At 74.7% G+C, this 15,311-nt stretch carries 17 protein-coding genes and 2 pseudogenes; 6 read left to right on the top strand and 13 right to left on the bottom strand.

Annotated features, from left to right (window positions below):
• Positions 1–201: pseudogene (locus KK617_RS00900) on the bottom strand (hypothetical protein); the annotation flags it as partial.
• Between the two features lie 180 nt (positions 202–381).
• On the opposite strand from KK617_RS00900, the gene KK617_RS00905 reads away from it, so the two are divergent.
• The 3 genes from KK617_RS00905 (at position 382) to KK617_RS00915 (ending at position 3,094) form a co-directional block, all read left to right on the top strand.
• Entirely contained in the window at positions 382–951 is a 570-nt protein-coding gene (locus tag KK617_RS00905) for a hypothetical protein (RefSeq protein ID WP_277497511.1), read from the top strand.
• A gap of 230 nt (positions 952–1,181) precedes the next feature.
• Complete coding sequence (locus tag KK617_RS00910; protein ID WP_277497512.1) at positions 1,182–1,979, top strand: hypothetical protein; 798 nt, start codon at positions 1,182–1,184, stop codon at positions 1,977–1,979.
• A 68-nt stretch (positions 1,980–2,047) separates the two neighbouring features.
• A complete protein-coding gene (locus tag KK617_RS00915) occupies positions 2,048–3,094 on the top strand; it encodes an LLM class F420-dependent oxidoreductase (RefSeq protein WP_277497513.1) in 1,047 nt (348 codons plus the stop codon).
• On the opposite strand, the gene ligD (KK617_RS00920) is transcribed toward KK617_RS00915, so the two are convergent.
• Genes ligD (KK617_RS00920) through ligD (KK617_RS00930) form a run of 3 tightly spaced genes read right to left on the bottom strand, consistent with a single transcriptional unit; the run spans position 3,084 to position 5,727 of the window.
• A complete protein-coding gene (ligD, locus tag KK617_RS00920; RefSeq protein ID WP_277497514.1) occupies positions 3,084–3,986 on the bottom strand; it encodes a non-homologous end-joining DNA ligase in 903 nt (300 codons plus the stop codon). The two genes, KK617_RS00915 and ligD (KK617_RS00920), sit on opposite strands and share 11 nt — an antisense overlap.
• Before the next feature lie 50 nt (positions 3,987–4,036).
• Positions 4,037–4,777 (bottom strand): L,D-transpeptidase family protein, encoded by a 741-nt coding sequence (locus KK617_RS00925; protein ID WP_277497515.1) that lies wholly within the window; start codon positions 4,775–4,777, stop codon positions 4,037–4,039.
• The gene (gene ligD, locus KK617_RS00930) at positions 4,774–5,727 is read right to left on the bottom strand and encodes a non-homologous end-joining DNA ligase (RefSeq protein WP_277497516.1); all 954 of its coding nucleotides are present in this window, start codon (positions 5,725–5,727) and stop codon (positions 4,774–4,776) included. Before ligD (KK617_RS00930) ends, KK617_RS00925 begins: the two co-directional genes overlap by 4 nt.
• 140 nt (positions 5,728–5,867) lie before the next feature.
• On the opposite strand from ligD (KK617_RS00930), the gene KK617_RS00935 reads away from it, so the two are divergent.
• Positions 5,868–6,893, top strand: coding sequence for a Ku protein (locus KK617_RS00935; protein ID WP_277497517.1), 1,026 nt, complete (start codon positions 5,868–5,870; stop codon positions 6,891–6,893).
• Between the two features lie 29 nt (positions 6,894–6,922).
• Here KK617_RS00935 and KK617_RS00940 read toward each other — a convergent pair whose 3' ends face one another.
• From KK617_RS00940 to KK617_RS00960, 5 genes and pseudogenes are all read right to left on the bottom strand, one after another.
• Positions 6,923–7,834 (bottom strand): SDR family NAD(P)-dependent oxidoreductase, encoded by a 912-nt coding sequence (locus tag KK617_RS00940; RefSeq protein WP_277497518.1) that lies wholly within the window; start codon positions 7,832–7,834, stop codon positions 6,923–6,925.
• Positions 7,835–7,874: 40 nt separating this feature from the next.
• A complete protein-coding gene (locus KK617_RS00945; protein ID WP_277497519.1) occupies positions 7,875–8,819 on the bottom strand; it encodes an aldo/keto reductase in 945 nt (314 codons plus the stop codon).
• 46 nt (positions 8,820–8,865) lie between these two features.
• Positions 8,866–9,450: pseudogene (locus KK617_RS00950) on the bottom strand (DUF1697 domain-containing protein).
• Positions 9,451–9,485: 35 nt separating this feature from the next.
• Positions 9,486–9,941 (bottom strand): hypothetical protein, encoded by a 456-nt coding sequence (locus tag KK617_RS00955; protein WP_277497520.1) that lies wholly within the window; start codon positions 9,939–9,941, stop codon positions 9,486–9,488.
• Between the two features lie 70 nt (positions 9,942–10,011).
• Positions 10,012–10,482 (bottom strand): PaaI family thioesterase, encoded by a 471-nt coding sequence (locus tag KK617_RS00960; RefSeq protein WP_277497521.1) that lies wholly within the window; start codon positions 10,480–10,482, stop codon positions 10,012–10,014.
• A 55-nt stretch (positions 10,483–10,537) separates the two neighbouring features.
• On the opposite strand from KK617_RS00960, the gene KK617_RS00965 reads away from it, so the two are divergent.
• Positions 10,538–11,026, top strand: a complete 489-nt coding sequence (locus KK617_RS00965) for a helix-turn-helix domain-containing protein (protein ID WP_277497522.1) — start codon at positions 10,538–10,540, stop codon at positions 11,024–11,026.
• A gap of 19 nt (positions 11,027–11,045) precedes the next feature.
• On the opposite strand, the gene KK617_RS00970 is transcribed toward KK617_RS00965, so the two are convergent.
• The 4 genes from KK617_RS00970 to KK617_RS00985 form a co-directional block, all read right to left on the bottom strand.
• Positions 11,046–12,818: a DEAD/DEAH box helicase gene (locus KK617_RS00970; protein ID WP_277497685.1), complete on the bottom strand. Its 1,773-nt coding sequence runs from the start codon at positions 12,816–12,818 to the stop codon at positions 11,046–11,048.
• Positions 12,819–12,862: 44 nt separating this feature from the next.
• Positions 12,863–13,108, bottom strand: coding sequence for a DUF3039 domain-containing protein (locus KK617_RS00975; RefSeq protein ID WP_277497686.1), 246 nt, complete (start codon positions 13,106–13,108; stop codon positions 12,863–12,865).
• 110 nt (positions 13,109–13,218) lie between these two features.
• Positions 13,219–13,782 carry a YqgE/AlgH family protein gene (locus KK617_RS00980; RefSeq protein WP_277497523.1) on the bottom strand — a complete coding sequence of 188 codons (564 nt, stop codon included), beginning with the start codon at positions 13,780–13,782 and terminating at the stop codon, positions 13,219–13,221.
• Between the two features lie 68 nt (positions 13,783–13,850).
• Positions 13,851–14,396 carry a hypothetical protein gene (locus KK617_RS00985; protein ID WP_277497524.1) on the bottom strand — a complete coding sequence of 182 codons (546 nt, stop codon included), beginning with the start codon at positions 14,394–14,396 and terminating at the stop codon, positions 13,851–13,853.
• 160 nt (positions 14,397–14,556) lie between these two features.
• On the opposite strand from KK617_RS00985, the gene KK617_RS00990 reads away from it, so the two are divergent.
• Complete coding sequence (locus KK617_RS00990; RefSeq protein ID WP_277497525.1) at positions 14,557–15,306, top strand: TetR/AcrR family transcriptional regulator; 750 nt, start codon at positions 14,557–14,559, stop codon at positions 15,304–15,306.
• Positions 15,307–15,311 lie beyond the last annotated feature (5 nt).

Consider the following 15,311-nt stretch of genomic DNA (forward strand, 5'->3'; position numbering starts at 1 on the left):
GGCCGGGGCAGCCGGGGCGCCCGGGACGCGGGCGGCGGCACGGCGGGTGGTGCCCGCTCCGGCGGGGACGGTGGTGCGCGTCGTGCGCGGCGCCCGGGCGGCGGGAGGTGCGGCCGCCGGCTCCGGCGGCGGCTTCGGCGCACCGTGGGGGCAGTAGGTCAACGACATGTCACAGTGCTCGCACCAGGCGTCCGCGCTCACCCGACCACCATAGGACGACGGAGGTCCCCGGCTCCAAGCCGGACGGGGTACGGCGGGCTCGATCCGGGCCCGACGTGCGCGACGTCACGTGGTGCGGGCGGGAGCGGACCACGCGCATCTCCGCAGGCCGGCGGTCCGCCCGGCGCCAGCCCAAGACGGCTCCGCTGCTTGGATGCGGGGATGGACGGACGCGACGAGCGACACCTGAGCCGGCTGAGGGCGATCGCGGCGGTGACCGCGGCACCCCACCGCTACTGGGACCTGATCTCGGCAGTCCGGACGCTGGACGAGGCGGTCGTCGCGCTGCAGGAGACCTACGACCTGGGCGAGGAGGAGGCACAGGCCGTGCTCGCTCTCCAGGGCCGTAACTTCGTCGAGTCCGAGGTGCAGAAGGTCCGGGAAGCCCTGGGCGGGCAGCCGGGGACTTACCCGGAGCCGCCGGTCGTGCCTCCGTCGGACGAGCCCCACGAGGTGGCCTCGTCCCGCGTGTGCGACGCACGCGGCGACGTCCCGCCGGAGCCGCCCCACCTCGCTCCCGACCGCGTGGGCGACCTGGTCCACTACGCGCGCGCCCAGGCCGAGTGGCTGCGCCACGAGCAACGCGAGGCCCGGTCGCGGAACCTGCCGCACGAGGGGGGCGACGAGGCCATCGCCACCTGGGAGACGGTGGCGCTGGCGCTCGCGGAGGCGTTCGACCTCGTGGACCTGCTCCCGGGCGAGGACGAGGTGCGTGGTTTCGAGGGCCGCTAGCGCGGCCACCTCAACCACCGAAGCCGCGGGGCCGGCTCAACCACCGAATCCGCGGGGCGGGGTTTCGAGGGCCGCTAGCGCGGCCACCTCAACCACCGAGTGCCCGGGCGGCCACCTCAACCACCGAGTGCCCGGGCGGCCACCTCAACCACCGAGTGCCCGGGCGGCCACCTCAACCACCAAAGCCGGGCGGCCGGCGCGACGACCGGGCCGCTCGTAGGCTCGACGGCATGACCGCGGTCGTCGTCGTCCTGCTCCTCGCCGCGGTCGCCGCTGTCGCGGTGGCCGCCGCCCAGCGGGCGCGCGCGAGGCGCGAGCGGGAGCGGGTGGCCGCGCTCGAGGCCGTCACCCGCGTCGCCGACGAGGACGTGACGCGCTTCGGCGAGGAGCTGCAGGACCTGCACGTCGAGACGCTCACCACCGACCTCGACGTCGCGATGCGCCAGGACTACCAGCGCGCGCTCGACTCCTACGAGGCCGCGAAGGACCTGCTCCGCGACGTCGCCCGCCCCGAGGACGTCAAGGCCGTCACCCGCTCGTTGGAGGACGGCCGTTACGCCATGGCCTGCGTCCTCGCCCGGCAGGCCGGGGACCCGCTCCCCCAGCGCCTCGCCCCCTGCTTCTTCAACGCCGCGCACGGCCCGTCGAGCGAGGAGGTCGAGTGGGCGCCGCCCGGCGGCGTCGCGCGCGACGTACCCGTCTGCCGTGACGACGCCGAGCGGCTCGCCGCAGGCGCCGAGCCCGACACCCGCATGGTCCGCGACGGCAGCCGCATGGTGCCCTGGTACGACGGCGGCGCCGCCTACCGCCCGTACGCCGACGGCTACTACGGGGTGGCCGCCATGAACGGTCTCTTCCCCGTGCTCGTCCTCAGCATGATGGCGAGCGACGCCTCCGCCTTCGACACGTACGGCGGGGCCGACGGCGCCGGCGGGGGCTGGGACATGGGCGGCTCCGACGACGGCGGCGGCTTCGGGGGCGGGGGCTTCGACGGCGGGGGCTTCGACGGCGGTGGCGGCGGGTTCTGAGCGCCGCGACGTGACGCACCGCACGGGGCGGTTGTCACGGTGACAGTCGTGCTGTCATCGTGGCCGCCATGACCCTTCGCATCGCGTCCATGCTCATGTACGACGGCAACCCCCGCTCCGCCGCCGACCAGGTCAGCGCCTGGGAGAAGGCCGGTCTCGACTCCGTGTGGGTGGCCGAGGCGTACGGGTTCGACTCCCCCACCCTCATGGGCTACCTGGCCGCGAAGACCGAGACGGTCAAGATCGGCGCCGCGATCCTCAACATCTTCTCCCGCACCCCCGGCGCCCTCCTGCAGACGGCCGCGGGCCTCGACAACGTCAGCGGCGGTCGCGCGATCCTCGGTCTCGGTGCCTCCGGGCCGCAGGTCATCGAGGGCTTCCACGGCCTGCCCTACGAGAAGCCGCTGGCCCGCACCCGCGAGGTCGTCGAGATCATCCGCCAGGGCCTGCGCCGCGAGCCGCTGCAGCACGAGGGCCTCATCAACCTCCCGCTCACCAAGGAGCAGGGGGCGGTCACCGGTCTCGGCAAGCCGCTCAAGCTGCTCACGAAGCCGGAGCGCTCCTCGATCCCCATCTGGATCGCCGCGCTGGGCCCGAAGAACGTCGAGCACACGGCCGAGTACGCCGACGGCTGGATCCCCCACCTGTTCCACCCGGAGAAGGCCGCCGGCGTGTGGGGCGACGCCCTCGCGGCCGGCGCGGCCAAGCGACCCGACGAGCTCGGCACCCTGCAGGTCATGGCGGGCGGCATGCTCGCCATCGGCGAGGGCGAGGACACCCGCGCGCTGCTCGACCTCGCGCGGCCGCTCTTCGCGCTCTACGTCGGCGGCATGGGCGCCAAGGGCAGGAACTTCTACAACGACGTCGCGAAGGCCTACGGCTACGAGCAGGAGGCCGAGGAGATCCAGGACCTCTACCTCTCGGGCAAGAAGAAGGAGGCCGAGGCGCTCGTCCCCACCGAGTGGCTCGAGGCCGCCAACCTCGTCGGCCCCGCCTCCTACGTGAAGGAGCGCCTCGCCGCGTTCGAGGAGGCCGGCGTCACCGACATCAACGTCACCCCGGTCTCCGCCGACCCCGCCGCCACGATCGCGGAGCTGCGCGACCTCATCGGCTGACGCCGTACAGGTCGCCGTGGGCGGCGACCCGGTCGAGGACGACGTCGAAGGTCATCTGCTCCAGCGCGAGCGGGTCGTCGGCGCCGTCCTCGACCTCGTCCCACGTCAGCGGGGCCGCTGCGAACGGGCGGTCGCGTCCCCGCAGGGAGTACGGCGCGACGGTCGTCTTCGAGCCCGCGTTCTGCGACCAGTCGAGGAAGACCTTGCCCCCCCGGCGCTGCTTCGTCATCGTCGCCGTGACCAGCGAGCCGTGGGAGCGCTGCAGGTCCTCCGCCACCTCGCGGGCCAGCGCGGTCGAGGCGTCCGGGTCCGCCGGCGCCTCGGCGCGCGGCAGGGCGTCGAGGTCGGCGTACAGGTGCAGGCCCTTGCTGCCGCTGAGCACCGGGGTCGTCGCCATCCCGCGCTCCGCCAGGCGCTCGCGCACCATCAGCGCCACGACGCAGCACTCGTGCAGCCCGGCCGGATCGCCGGGGTCGAGGTCGATGACGAGCCGGTCGGGGCGCCGGGAGCGACCCGAGCGCCCGACGCGCCACTGGTGCACGTGCAGCTCGAGCGCGGCCAGGTTGACCAGCCAGGTGAGGGTCGCGAGGTCGTCGACGACGGGGAAGCGGATCGTGCCGTCCTCCGGCTCGCCGCCGCTGCTGCGGGCGCGACGCGAGCCGGTCGTCGACACCTCGGCCGTCCGGACCCACGGCGGGGTGCCGGACGGCGCGTTCTTCTCGAAGAAGCTCTGGCCCCCGACCCCGTGGGGCCAGCGCACGCGCGTCACCGCCCGGTCGCGCAGCTGCGGCAGCAGCACCGGCGCGATGCGGGCGTAGTAGTCGAGCACCTCGCCCTTGGTGGTGCCGGTGACCGGGTACAGCACCTTCTGCAGGTTGGTCAGGCGCAGCACACGGCCCTCGACCTCGACCCGGACCTCCGTCCCCGCCGCAGCCGGCACCCTCAGTGGCCGATCGCGATGAGCGGCACCTGCGCGGGCTCGAGGTGGAGCATCAGCGCCTCCATCACGTGCCGCGGCACGCTGACGCACCCCGCGGTCGCGCCCGAGCCGTTGACGTGCAGGAAGATCCCGGCGCCGCGGTAGCGGACCTGCTCGCGGTAGTTGTAGTCGGTGACGACGCTCATCTCGTACTGCGCGCCGTAGTCCGTCAGCCGCTCCGAGGAGTCGGCCCCCGTCAGCCACCACCGGAACCCGCCCTGGTCCTGGTGCCGGTAGCGGTTGTAGTGGCCCGACGCGTTGTCCTGCACCCAGAAGTCGCCCGGCATGATCTTGCGGTACGGCATCCGCCACGCCGTCTGGTGGTTCCACCTGCCGAACGACGAGATCAGCCCGTGGGTGCCCAGCGGTGTCGTGCCGCTGCCCTGCCGGCGGCGCGTGGGGGCGACGAGCCCGCCGTACCCGATCCGGCCGTCCGTGGTCAGGAACTGCACGTCCCAGCGGCCGCTGCGCAGCTGCCAGAACGCGACCCGGGCGCGGTAGCCGCTCGTGCGGTTGACGGTGACGACGGCGCGCGTACCGCTGCGCAGCGCCACGTCGATGCCGTCGAGGCGCACGGTGCTCGCCGCCCGCGCCGCCGTGGGACGCACCAGGCCGGTGACGGCGAGGGCGCCGACCGTGCCCAGGGCCGCGCGTCGCGTGGCCGTGTACGGCGTGGGGCCGGGGGTGGTGGGGGGTGTGCTCACAGGTCCTCCGCCTCGAGATCGGATCGGACCCCACGGTACGACGGCTGGCGCAGCCGCGCACCGGACTCGTCGGGAGCGCCGCCCAGGCCCAGCGCCTCGACGTCGACGACCACGACGGGCTCCACCCAGTGCGTCCCCGTCGCGTCGACGCGCGGCACCTCGTCGGCGAACGGGCTGGTGCCGCGCTCCAGCGGGGCCAGCAGGTCGCGCAGCACGGGGCCCGCCTTGCCCGCGATCCCCGAGCCGACGCGTCCGCGGTAGAGCAGGCCGGCCGCGGTCGGCGTGCCCACGAGGAGGGCGCCGAGGCGCGACGTCGAGCCGGTCTCCGGGCGCCAGCCGCCCACGACGTAGGACTCGCGGCGCCGGTGGGGGAACTTCAGCCAGTCACGGCTGCGCGCGCCGGGCTGGTACGGCGACTCGGCGCGCTTGCTGACGATGCCCTCCAGGCCCTGCTGGTCCGTGGCGGCGAGCAGCATGGCGCCGTCGTCGTACGTCGGGGGCACCTGCCAGCGGTCGTCGACGGCGACCAGCGCCTCGAGGCGCTCCCGGCGCTCGGCCAGCGGGCGGCGCAGCAGCGACCGGCCGCCCACCTCGAGCAGGTCGAAGGCGACGAGGGTGACCGGCTGCGCGGCCGCGAGGCGGGCGGCCCGGCGGGTGTCGCGCACGTGCATCCGGTCGGCCAGCGCGGCGAAGCTGGGCCGGCCGTCGGCGAAGGCGACCACCTCCGCGTCGATCACGGCGTCGCGCCCGCCGACCGCGTCGACGAGCCCGGCGAGCTCCGGGTAGGCGGCCGTCACGGTGTTGCCGTTGCGGCTCTCGAGGCGCAGCGCGCCGTCGCGCACGTGGGCGAGCACGCGCATCCCGTCCCACTTGACCTCGTGGACCCACCCCGCGGCGGCGGGCACGGCGTCGCCCCGGGTCGCGAGCATCGGGCGCAGGTCGGTCGTCACGCGGTCATCCTGCCCTGGTCCCGGGTACCGGTGGGGGCGATACTGACCGGGTCGCCCGACGGTCTTCCCCGCCCCCGATGAGTCCGGGGCCCCGTCGGGGTCGGAGCTGGTGGCCCGGTGGCGACGGAGAGGAGTGGGCGATGCGCGCGATCTGGAAGGGTGCGGTCTCGTTCGGCCTGGTGAGCGTGCCGGTCAAGCTCTACGCCGCGACCGAGTCCCACGACGTCTCGTTCCGCCAGGTGCACGCGAAGGACGGCGGACGCATCCGCTACCAGCGCGTCTGCTCGCTCGACGGCGAGGAGGTGCCCTACGCCGACATCGCGAAGGGCTACGAGACCGAGGACGGCGAGATGGTCGTGCTCGACGAGGACGACCTGGCGTCGCTGCCGTCGAGCTCGTCGCGGGAGATCGCCGTCGAGAAGTTCGTGCCGAGCGAGCAGATCGACCCGCTGCTGTTCGAGAAGTCCTACTACCTCGAGCCCGAGAAGAGCGGCGCGAAGCCCTACGCGCTGCTGCGCGAGGCGCTGCTGGCCGCCGACCGGATGGCGGTCGTGACCGTGGCGATCCGCAACCGCACCACCATCGCGGTGCTCCGCGTGCGCGACGACGTGATCGTGCTGCAGACGATGATGTGGCCCGACGAGGTGCGCACCCCCGACTTCTCCGTCGAGGTCGGCGAGGTGAAGGACACCGAGGTCAAGATGGCGCAGATGCTCGTCGAGACCCTGGCCGGCGACTTCGACGCCGACGAGTTCACCGACGACTACGCCGAGGCGGTCGAGGCCGTCGTCAAGGCCAAGGTCGAGGGCGGCGAGGTCACGCGCACCGAGACCTCCACGAAGAGCTCCGGCGAGGTGGTCGACCTGCTCGCCGCGCTCCAGCGCTCCGTGCAGGCCGCGAAGAAGGCCCGCGGCGAGGACGTGCCGGACCAGGCCGAGGACGCGGCGGACGACGAGGCGGAGGACGAGGCAGCGGACACGTCCGACGAGGCCGACGAGAAGCCCGCCCGGAAGCGCACGCCGCGGAAGACGGCGACGAGCGGGACCGCCGCGAAGGCGCCGGCCAAGAAGGCGGCCGCCGGGAAGACCACCGCGAAGTCCGCCACGAAGAAGACGGCGGCGAAGAAGACCACCACCAAGAAGGCCGCCGAGCGCAAGGCCAGCTGACCCGCTCCCCCCGTCGTGCCGGCCCCGGTTCAGCCCAGCGAGCCGTCGCGGGAGCGCAGGCGCTCCGCGTCACCGGTGCCGCGCGCGGCGACGGAGTCGGGGAAGGCCCGGTCGGCCAGCGAGAACACGAGGTCGGTGAGCCGCGGCGCGACGACATTCGCGATCTCGGCGAGGCGGGCGGGGAGCACGTCGACGGTGATCGGCCGCTCCTCGAGCGCCCGCACGACCTTGAGGGCCGCCTGCTCCGGCGTCAGCGCGGGCACGCGGGAGTACGCCTCGGTCGGCGCCACCATGTCGGTGCGCACGAGGGAGAGCCGCAGGTTCGTGAAGGTCACGTTGTCGCGGTAGGTCTCGCGCCCCGCGATGCGCCCGAAGACGTCGAGGGCGGACTTCGAGGCGATGTAGGCCGCGAACTTGGGGCTCTTCACCTGCACGCCCCACGTCACGACGTTGACCACGTGGCCGAACTTCTGCGCGCGCATCGCCGGCAGCAGGCCCATCGTCAGGCGCAGCGGACCGAAGTAGTTCACCGCCATCGTGCGCTCGAAGTCGTGGAACCGGTCGTAGGTGAGGTCGAGCGAGCGGCGGATCGAGCGCCCCGCGTTGTTGACGAGGTGGTCGACGGGCCCGAACTCGGCGACCACCCGCCGTACCAGCGCGTCGACAGCGGGGCCGTCGGTGAGGTCCACGACGAACGTGTACGCCGTGCCCCCCGCCGCCTCGACGGCGTCCCGCACCCGGTCGAGCTCCGCCGCGCGCCGCGCCACCAGCAGCACTGTCGCGCCGCGCGCGGCGACCGCCCGCGCCGTGGCCTCGCCGACGCCCGAGGAGGCGCCGGTGACCAGCACGGTGCGGCCCGCGAGCGGGCTCGTCGGGTCGCCGGTGAGGGCGCGCACGACCCGCCGCACGCGGGCCAGCGGGGTGGCGAGGAGGAGGGACATGTCCCGAGCGTACGGCGGCACCCGGCCCCCGCGGGACCCCTCAGCGAGCGGCGTCGAGACGCGCGCGCTGGTCGGGGTCGAGCTCGAGTGCGGCCGCGGCGAGCGCCTCGTCCAGCTGCTCGGGCGAGGACACGCCGACGATCGGGCGCATCGCGGGCCGACCGCCGAGCAGCCAGGCGAGGACCACCTGGCCGGGCCGCGCCCCGAGCTCGCCCGCCACCTCGTGCAGCACGGCGAGGCGACGCGTCGTGCCGGGGTGGTCGTAGGGCTCGGGGAAGGGCCGGTCGGCCCGGTCGTAGCTGCCCTGCACGAGCGGGCTGTAGATCCACAGGTCGAGGCCCGGGTTCTCGGTGACGTGGTCGACGGTCTCGTCGGTGACGAAGCCGAAGCGGTGGTCCTTGCCGGGCACCTCGGTGTCGGGGCGCGGGCGCACGTAGGACGTCGTCAGCTGCAGGGCCGTGAACGGCTCCGTGCCCGCCACCGCGGCCAGCGCGTTGGCCCGCTCCACCCGCCACGTGGGGTGGTTGGAGATGCCGAGCCGGGCCACCTGGCCGTCGGCGACGAGCTCGCCGAAGGTCGCGACGACGTCCTCGAGCGGCACGCTGCGGTCCTCCAGGTGCGCCCAGTAGAGGTCGACCACGTCGACGCCGAGGCGCTCGCGGCTGGCGACGATCGAGCGGCGCACGACGTCGGGGGCCAGGCCGACGACGCGGGAGGGGTCACCCGGCACGACCGGCTCGGGGCCGACCTTGGTGGCCAGCACGACCTCGTCGCGGACCCCGGGGTTGCGGCGCAGCCACTCCCCCAGCAGCGCCTCGCTCTGCCCGCCCGCGCCGGTCTCGGAGGCCCAGAAGGCGTAGCAGTCGGCGGTGTCGAGCGTGGTCCCGCCCGCCTCGACGAAGCGGTCGAGCAGCGCCATCGAGGTGCGCTCGTCGGTCTTCGTCCCGAAGTACATGCACCCGAGCACGAGGTCGCTGACAGCCATGCCCCGATCGTCGCAGACGGCCCCGACCCACCCCGGCGCCGGTGGCTCAGCACCAGTCCGCGGCCACCCGTCGTACGACGGTCAGGTTGCGGCTGGTGCCCGTCACGCCGAGCACGCGCTCGGCGCGGGCGTTGTCGAGGCTGGTCGCGACGTACCCCCCGGACAGCGTCAGGTGCACCGCCCGCCCGCTGACCCGCGCTCGGGCGTCGTCCCCCGACAGGGCCTCGAACGCGGCCGCCGCCTCCGGCGCGGGGGTGTCGCGCAGGAGGGTGACGTACTGACCCGCGGGCGGCGCGGCGCCGCTCGTCGCCGCCGCGGCGATGGCGGCCGCGAGCATCGCCTCGCCCTCCGCGGCCGCCGTGCGGACCTCCGCGGGGGTCAGCACGGCGACCTCGATCGGGAAGCCGCGCTCGGCGCTCAGGGCCTCCTCGAGCCGCTCGGTCAGGCGTGCCACGCTGCGCATCGGGGTGCGCAGGAGCACGTTGCCCGTGTGGATCTACGTCGTGGGGTCGGCGAAGCCCGCGGCCTGCAGCGCCGCGCGCAGCTCGACCATGGGATACCGGCGGCGCGGGCCCAGGTTGATGGCCCGCAGGAACGCGACGTAGGTGGGCACGCCGTCATCGTCGCGCACCCGTGCCGCGGGCGGGCGTCGGCGCGCGCTCGCGCCTACCGGGCCGCGGGCGCCTCGGGGCTCGCGCAGTAGGAGACGGCACCCTCGGCCGGGCCGTGGTAGGCGAAGTCCCGGCCCTCCACGGCCAGCACGACGCGCCGGCCGGGCACGACGGCCTGGGTGTACATCCCGCCCGCGCTGGGGCAGCCCAGCGCGCCGCTGCGCCACTCGACGGCGTCGTCGGAGACGACGGTGACCTCGGCCGGGTCGACGCCCTCGCGCTCGGCCAGGTCGGCCACCGCGGCGGTGACCACCTCGTCGTACGTCGTGCCGCCGGGGGTCGCGCTCATGTCGTCTCCTGCCGAGGGGGTCGCACCGGAGGTGCTGGGCGTGGTGCGGTCGCGGGCCGCGTCGTCGCCGGTGTCGCCGTCGCCGCAGGCCGCGAGCGCGAGGGTCGCGACGAGGGCGAGTCCGGCCAGCGGGGTGCGCAGGCGCGTGCGGTCGAGGACCATCCGAGATCAGCTCCTGGGTCGGTCGGGCTGCGGTCCACCCTAGGACGCGGCCCGGCCCCGGGCGGTTCCCTCAGCCGGCGGCGCCGTCGTCCGCGGGGAAGATCATGCAGGTCGAGGTCGCGAACGCCACGAGGCGACCGTCGGCGTCGGTGAGGCGCCCCTCGGCCAGGGCGGTGCGCCGGCCCCGCTGCACCATGGTGCCCTCGGCCCGCAGCACGCCGGAGGCGTCGGTGGCCGGGCGCAGGAACTTCACGGTGAGGTCGAGGGAGGTGTAGCGCTCCCCCGGCGCGAGGGTCGAGTGCACCGCACAGCCGCACACCGTGTCGAGGAGCGTCGAGTGCACGCCGCCGTGCACCGTGCCGAGCGGGTTGCCGTGCCGGGTCAGGTCGGGCACCAGCTCGACCCGCACCCGGCCGCGCTCGGGCACGTCGAAGGCGCTCATGCCGAGGGTGGTCGCGATGGGCGCCGTGGGGAGCACGCCGGCGACCATGGCGCGGAGCTGGGCGAGGCCGTCCATCGGGGCGGGCTGGGTCTGGGTCATGGACGCAGCCAAGCAGGGCGTTGCTGAGTCTGTCAACGAGACCTAGGGTGGCGGGGTGTCCCGCCCCTCCGTGCTCGACCACGCCACCGACAACTGCTCGCTCGTGCGGGCGGTGCAGGTGCTCGGCGACCGCTGGACCCTCGTCGTGCTGCGCGAGGTGTTCATCGGCGTGCGCCGCTTCGACGACATCCGTCGTCACACCGGCATCCCCCGCCAGGTGCTCACCACCCGCCTGGCGACCCTCGTCGACGCCGGCCTCCTGCACCGCGCGCCCTACCGCGAGCCGGGGGCGCGCGAGCGCCACGAGTACCGGCTGACCGAGAAGGGCCTCGACCTCCAGCCCGCACTCGTCGCCCTGACCCGCTGGGGCGACCGCCACCTGGCCGACCCCGAGGGGCCGCCGCTGGAGTTCCGCCACCGCGACTGCGGAGCCTCGGTGGACGTTGCTCCGGTCTGCTCGGCCGGTCACGTGCTCACCGACCCCCGCGAGACGAGCATCGAGCCGGGCCCGGGCGCACGGCTGCTGCCCACGGCCGGGGGCTGAGCCGCCGGCCGGTCCTCGCTCAGGACGTGCGCCGCACCGCCCAGTCGCGGATGCGGTCGATGCGCGCACGCAACTGCTCCGCGGTGGCGACGGCTGCCGGCGGTCCGCCGCAGTCGCGGCGCAGCGCCGCGTGGGTCACGCCGTGCGGCTGGCCCGTGCGGTGGTTCCACGCCGCCACCAGGCCGTTGAGCTCGCGACGCAGGACCGCCAGCTGCTCGTGGGCGGTCAGCTCGTCGGCGGTGTCGGCCGCGCGGGCCGGTGCAGGTGGCCCGGCGTCGGCCGCGGCCTTCTGCTTGCGGGCGCGCTCCGACTGTCGCGACTGCAGGAGGTCGCGCACCTGGTCGGCGTCGAGGAGGCCCGGGATGCCGAGGAAGTCCATCTCCTCCTCCGAGCCGACACTCACCTCGCCCGCATGGCCGAACTCGCCGCCGTCGTAGAGCACCCGGTCGAAGACGGCCTCCGAGCCGAGCGCCTCGAACGGCAGCTGGCCCTCCTCGGCCATCGCGGACTCGCTCGCGTTGGCCTGCGCCAGCAGGTCGTCCTCGGCGGCGAAGATGTCGTCCTCGTCCTTCACCGTGCGGCCCAGCACGTGGTCGCGCTGCACCTCGAGCTCGGAGGCGAACTCGAGCAGGCGCGGCACCGACGGCAGGAAGACCGACGCGGTCTCCCCCCGCTTGCGGGCGCGCACGAACCGGCCGACGGCCTGCGCGAAGAACAGCGGCGTGGACGTGGTGGTGGCGTAGACCCCGACCGCCAGGCGCGGCACGTCGACGCCCTCCGACACCATGCGGACCGCGACCATCCAGCGGCTCTCCGCGGCGGCGAACTCCGAGATCTTCTTCGACGACGCCTTCTCGTCGCTCAGCACGACCGTGGCCGCCTCGCCCGTGATGGCGCGCAGCAGCTTGGCGTAGGCCCGGGCCGAGGTCTGGTCGGTGGCGATGACGAGGCCGCCCGCGTCGGGCACGTGCCGGCGTACCTCCGAGAGCCGCTTGTCGGCGGCCGCGAGCACCGACGGCATCCACGACCCGGCGGGGTCGAGGGCGGTGCGCAGGGCGTGCGCCGTCATGTCCTTCGTCAACGGCTCGCCGAGGCGGGCGGCGACCTCGTCGCCCGCGCGGGTGCGCCACTGCATCTCGCCCGAGTAGGCGAGGAAGAGCACCGGGCGCACGACGTGGTCGGCCAACGCGTGCTCGTAGCCGTAGGTGTAGTCGGCCACCGAGCGCGGGACCCCGTCGGGGCCCGGCGCGTAGGTGACGAACGGGATGGGGTTGATGTCGGAGCGGAAGGGCGTGCCCGTCAGGGCCAGGCGGCGCTGGGCCGGCTGGAACGCCTCGCGGACGCCCTCGCCCCACGACAGCGCGTCACCGGCGTGGTGGATCTCGTCGAGGATCACCAGCGTGCGGAACCGCTCGGTGCGGATGCGCATCGCGAGCGGGTTCACCGCGACGCCGGCGTAGGTGACGGCGATCCCGACGTACTCCTTCGAGGTGCGGCCCTGGCCCGCGGCGTACGCCGGGTCCACGGGGATGCCGACCTTCGCGGCCGCCGCGGCCCACTGCACCTTGAGGTGCTCGGTGGGCGCGACGATCGTGATGCGGTCGACGACGCGCCGCTCCAGCAGCTCCTTCGCGACCGACAGGGCGAAGGTGGTCTTGCCGGCGCCCGGGGTCGCGACCGTCAGGAAGTCCTTCGGGGAGTCCTCGAGGTACTGCCGCATCGCGGCCACCTGCCACGCACGCAGCGACGGGGCCGTGCCCCACGCCGCACGCTCCGGCCAGGCCGGCGACAGGTCGACGGTGCTGGGCTCCTGCGGGCTGCCGGGTGCTCCCCCGCTCACGCCTCGTCGCCCGAGCCGCCGCCCTTGCCCGAGCCGTCCTGCATGGAGTCCCAGACCTCCTTGCACTCCGGGCAGACCGGGAACTTCTCGGGGGCGCGGCTGGGCACCCAGACCTTGCCGCACAGGGCGATCACGGGGGTGCCGAGCACCATCGCCTCGGTGAGCTTGTCCTTCGGCACGTAGTGGCTGAACCGCTCGTGGTCACCGTCGTCGACCGGGACCGTACGACGGTCCTCCACCACGCTGGTGCCACCGCTCGTGCCCGGGCCGGAGAATCCGATGCGAGTGCTCACGGGGTCGATCCTACGGTCCCCCGGGCGTTCCGACCGACTCGACGGAGCGGCCGAGGGGGTCAGTTCAGGGTGGGGTCGACGGGCCGGTTCACGGCCCAGGCGAGCTCGCCCGGCTGGCGCCGCAGCACGTCGCGGCGCAGGTCGTCGGGGTCGTCGGCGAAGGCGTCGGCGGGGACGCCGGGCACGACGTACCAGCTGCCCTCCGCGACCTCGGCGTCCAGCTGGCCCGGGCCCCACCCGGCGTACCCGACGAAGATGCGCAGGGCGGCGAGGCCGCCCTCGAGCAGCTCGACCGGCGTGTCGAGGTCGACCACTCCCATGCCCATGCCGCCGATCACCTCGCGGTAGCCGACGGGCGGCGCTGCGGGGTCCGCCGGGCGGGCGAGGCCGAGCGCGCCGTCGGGGCTGACGGGTCCGCCGCGGAAGACGACGTCGGGGTCGGAGACGACGTCGCGCCACTGGTCGAGCACGTCGGCGACGAGCACGGGCGAGGGGTGGTTGAGCACGACGCCCAGCGCACCGTCCTCGTCGCTGTCGAGCAGCAGCACCACTGCCTCCGCGAAGTTCGGGTCCTGCAGCTCCGGCGAGGCGACCAGGAGCATCCCGGGACGGGCCTCGATCATGCGTCCATCATGCACGCGACCGCCGCACCTGGGGGGTACGGCGGTCGCGGCGGCGTCGCGGGGACGCCTCACGCGGCGAGTGCCGCCCGCAGCCGGTCGAGCAGGGTCGGGCGGGGCCCGGCGGCGTGGGCGCCGACCCGGGGGGTCGCCGCCGCCTCGGCGGCGAGCGTGGCCCGGGCGCGGTCCTCGATCGCGGCGCCGACCGCGGCCGACGCGGCGTCGTCGAAGCTCGAGCGGCCCGCCATCGCGGCCAGCACCAGGCGCTCCTTCGTCACGGCGATGCCGAGCATGCGGTCGGCCTCCTCGCCGGCGCCCTCGGTCGTCGCCCGGTCGAGCACCATCCGCACGCCGGCGAGGTCGCGCGCCGTCGCGACCCACGCGGCCACGACGGCGGCCTCGAGGTCGAGCGGCTGTCCGGAGAGCTCGCGGTCGATGCGCCCGGCCAGCCGGGTGTGCCAGCGCAGCTGCAGCGCGCCGAGCAGGTCGAGGTCGTCGCGGAAGGTCTCGGCGACCCCGGCGACGTCGGTGGGCAGCAGGCCGTCACGCCGGGCGTCCGCGGTCGCGGCCACGGCCGCGAGCACCTCACCGCGGCGGTGGTACGAGTTCCACGTCATGGTCGTCTCCTTCGGTCGGGCATTCACATACCAGCGGTACGTACTGCGAGTATGCCCAGCAGGTACCCCGCACCGAAGGCACCGTGACGGTGACGTCGCGCACGTGGCGGCGCTCACCCTCCCGGAGCCGCGCGCCGCCCCACCTATGCTGGGCGGCGCCATGAGCAAGCCCCCCTCGTCCAAGCGCCGCCTGCCCGGGCTGCCGTCCGTCCCCGGCACCAACCGGCGGGCGCAGTACTCGGCGTCGACGAAGCGAGCACTGGTCGACGTGGCCGAGCGCCTCTTCGCCGAGGAGGGGTACGCCGGAGCCTCCCTCGACGCGATCGTCGCGGGCGCCGAGGTGACGAAGGGCGCGCTCTACCACCACTTCCACGGCAAGCGAGCGCTCTTCGAGGCCGTCTTCGAGCGCGTCGAGGGCGAGGCGGTCAAGGCGATCCAGCGCTCGATGGGCCAGGCGCGCGACCCGTGGGACAAGGCGCTGGCCGGGCTGCGCGCCTTCGTCGACGTGGTGCAGCAGCCGGCGTACCGGCGGGTGGTCGTGCAGGAGGGGCCCGCCGTCCTGGGCTACGAGCGGATCCGCGAGCAGCAGGAGCGCACGAGCTTCGCGCTCGTGCACGACATGGTGGCCGACGTGCTCGCCGACCCGGGCGCCCCGCTCGACGACCTCCTGCTCTCGTCGTTCAGCAGCGTGTTCTTCGGCGCGCTGTCCGCCGCCGGCGAGTTCGTCGCCGACTCGGACGACCCGGGTGCGGCCAGCCGCCGCGTCGAGGTCGTCGTCGGCTACATCCTCAGCGGGATGCAGCTCATGCGCGACGGGGGCGTCGCACTCCCCACGACCGAGCAGCTCGACGAGCCCGAGGCCCTCGAGGGGGAGGCCGACCCGGACGGCGCCCCGCCCGCGGCCGACTGACGCTG

It is taken from the genome of Nocardioides sp. ChNu-99 (genome assembly GCF_029493445.1).
GTDB lineage: Bacteria > Actinomycetota > Actinomycetes > Propionibacteriales > Nocardioidaceae > Nocardioides.

Excerpts from the sequence above, each read along its gene's own strand:
- KK617_RS00905 (WP_277497511.1), top strand. The coding sequence starts at position 382 with ATGGACGGACGCGACGAGCGACACCTGAGCCGGCTGAGGGCGATCGCG.
- KK617_RS00910 (WP_277497512.1), top strand. The coding sequence starts at position 1,182 with ATGACCGCGGTCGTCGTCGTCCTGCTCCTCGCCGCGGTCGCCGCTGTC.
- KK617_RS00915 (WP_277497513.1), top strand. The coding sequence starts at position 2,048 with ATGACCCTTCGCATCGCGTCCATGCTCATGTACGACGGCAACCCCCGC.
- KK617_RS00935 (WP_277497517.1), top strand. The coding sequence starts at position 5,868 with ATGCGCGCGATCTGGAAGGGTGCGGTCTCGTTCGGCCTGGTGAGCGTG.
- KK617_RS00940 (WP_277497518.1), bottom strand. The coding sequence starts at position 7,834 with ATGTCCCTCCTCCTCGCCACCCCGCTGGCCCGCGTGCGGCGGGTCGTG.
- KK617_RS00945 (WP_277497519.1), bottom strand. The coding sequence starts at position 8,819 with ATGGCTGTCAGCGACCTCGTGCTCGGGTGCATGTACTTCGGGACGAAG.
- KK617_RS00955 (WP_277497520.1), bottom strand. The coding sequence starts at position 9,941 with ATGGTCCTCGACCGCACGCGCCTGCGCACCCCGCTGGCCGGACTCGCC.
- KK617_RS00960 (WP_277497521.1), bottom strand. The coding sequence starts at position 10,482 with ATGACCCAGACCCAGCCCGCCCCGATGGACGGCCTCGCCCAGCTCCGC.
- KK617_RS00980 (WP_277497523.1), bottom strand. The coding sequence starts at position 13,782 with ATGATCGAGGCCCGTCCCGGGATGCTCCTGGTCGCCTCGCCGGAGCTG.
- KK617_RS00985 (WP_277497524.1), bottom strand. The coding sequence starts at position 14,396 with ATGACGTGGAACTCGTACCACCGCCGCGGTGAGGTGCTCGCGGCCGTG.
- KK617_RS00990 (WP_277497525.1), top strand. The coding sequence starts at position 14,557 with ATGAGCAAGCCCCCCTCGTCCAAGCGCCGCCTGCCCGGGCTGCCGTCC.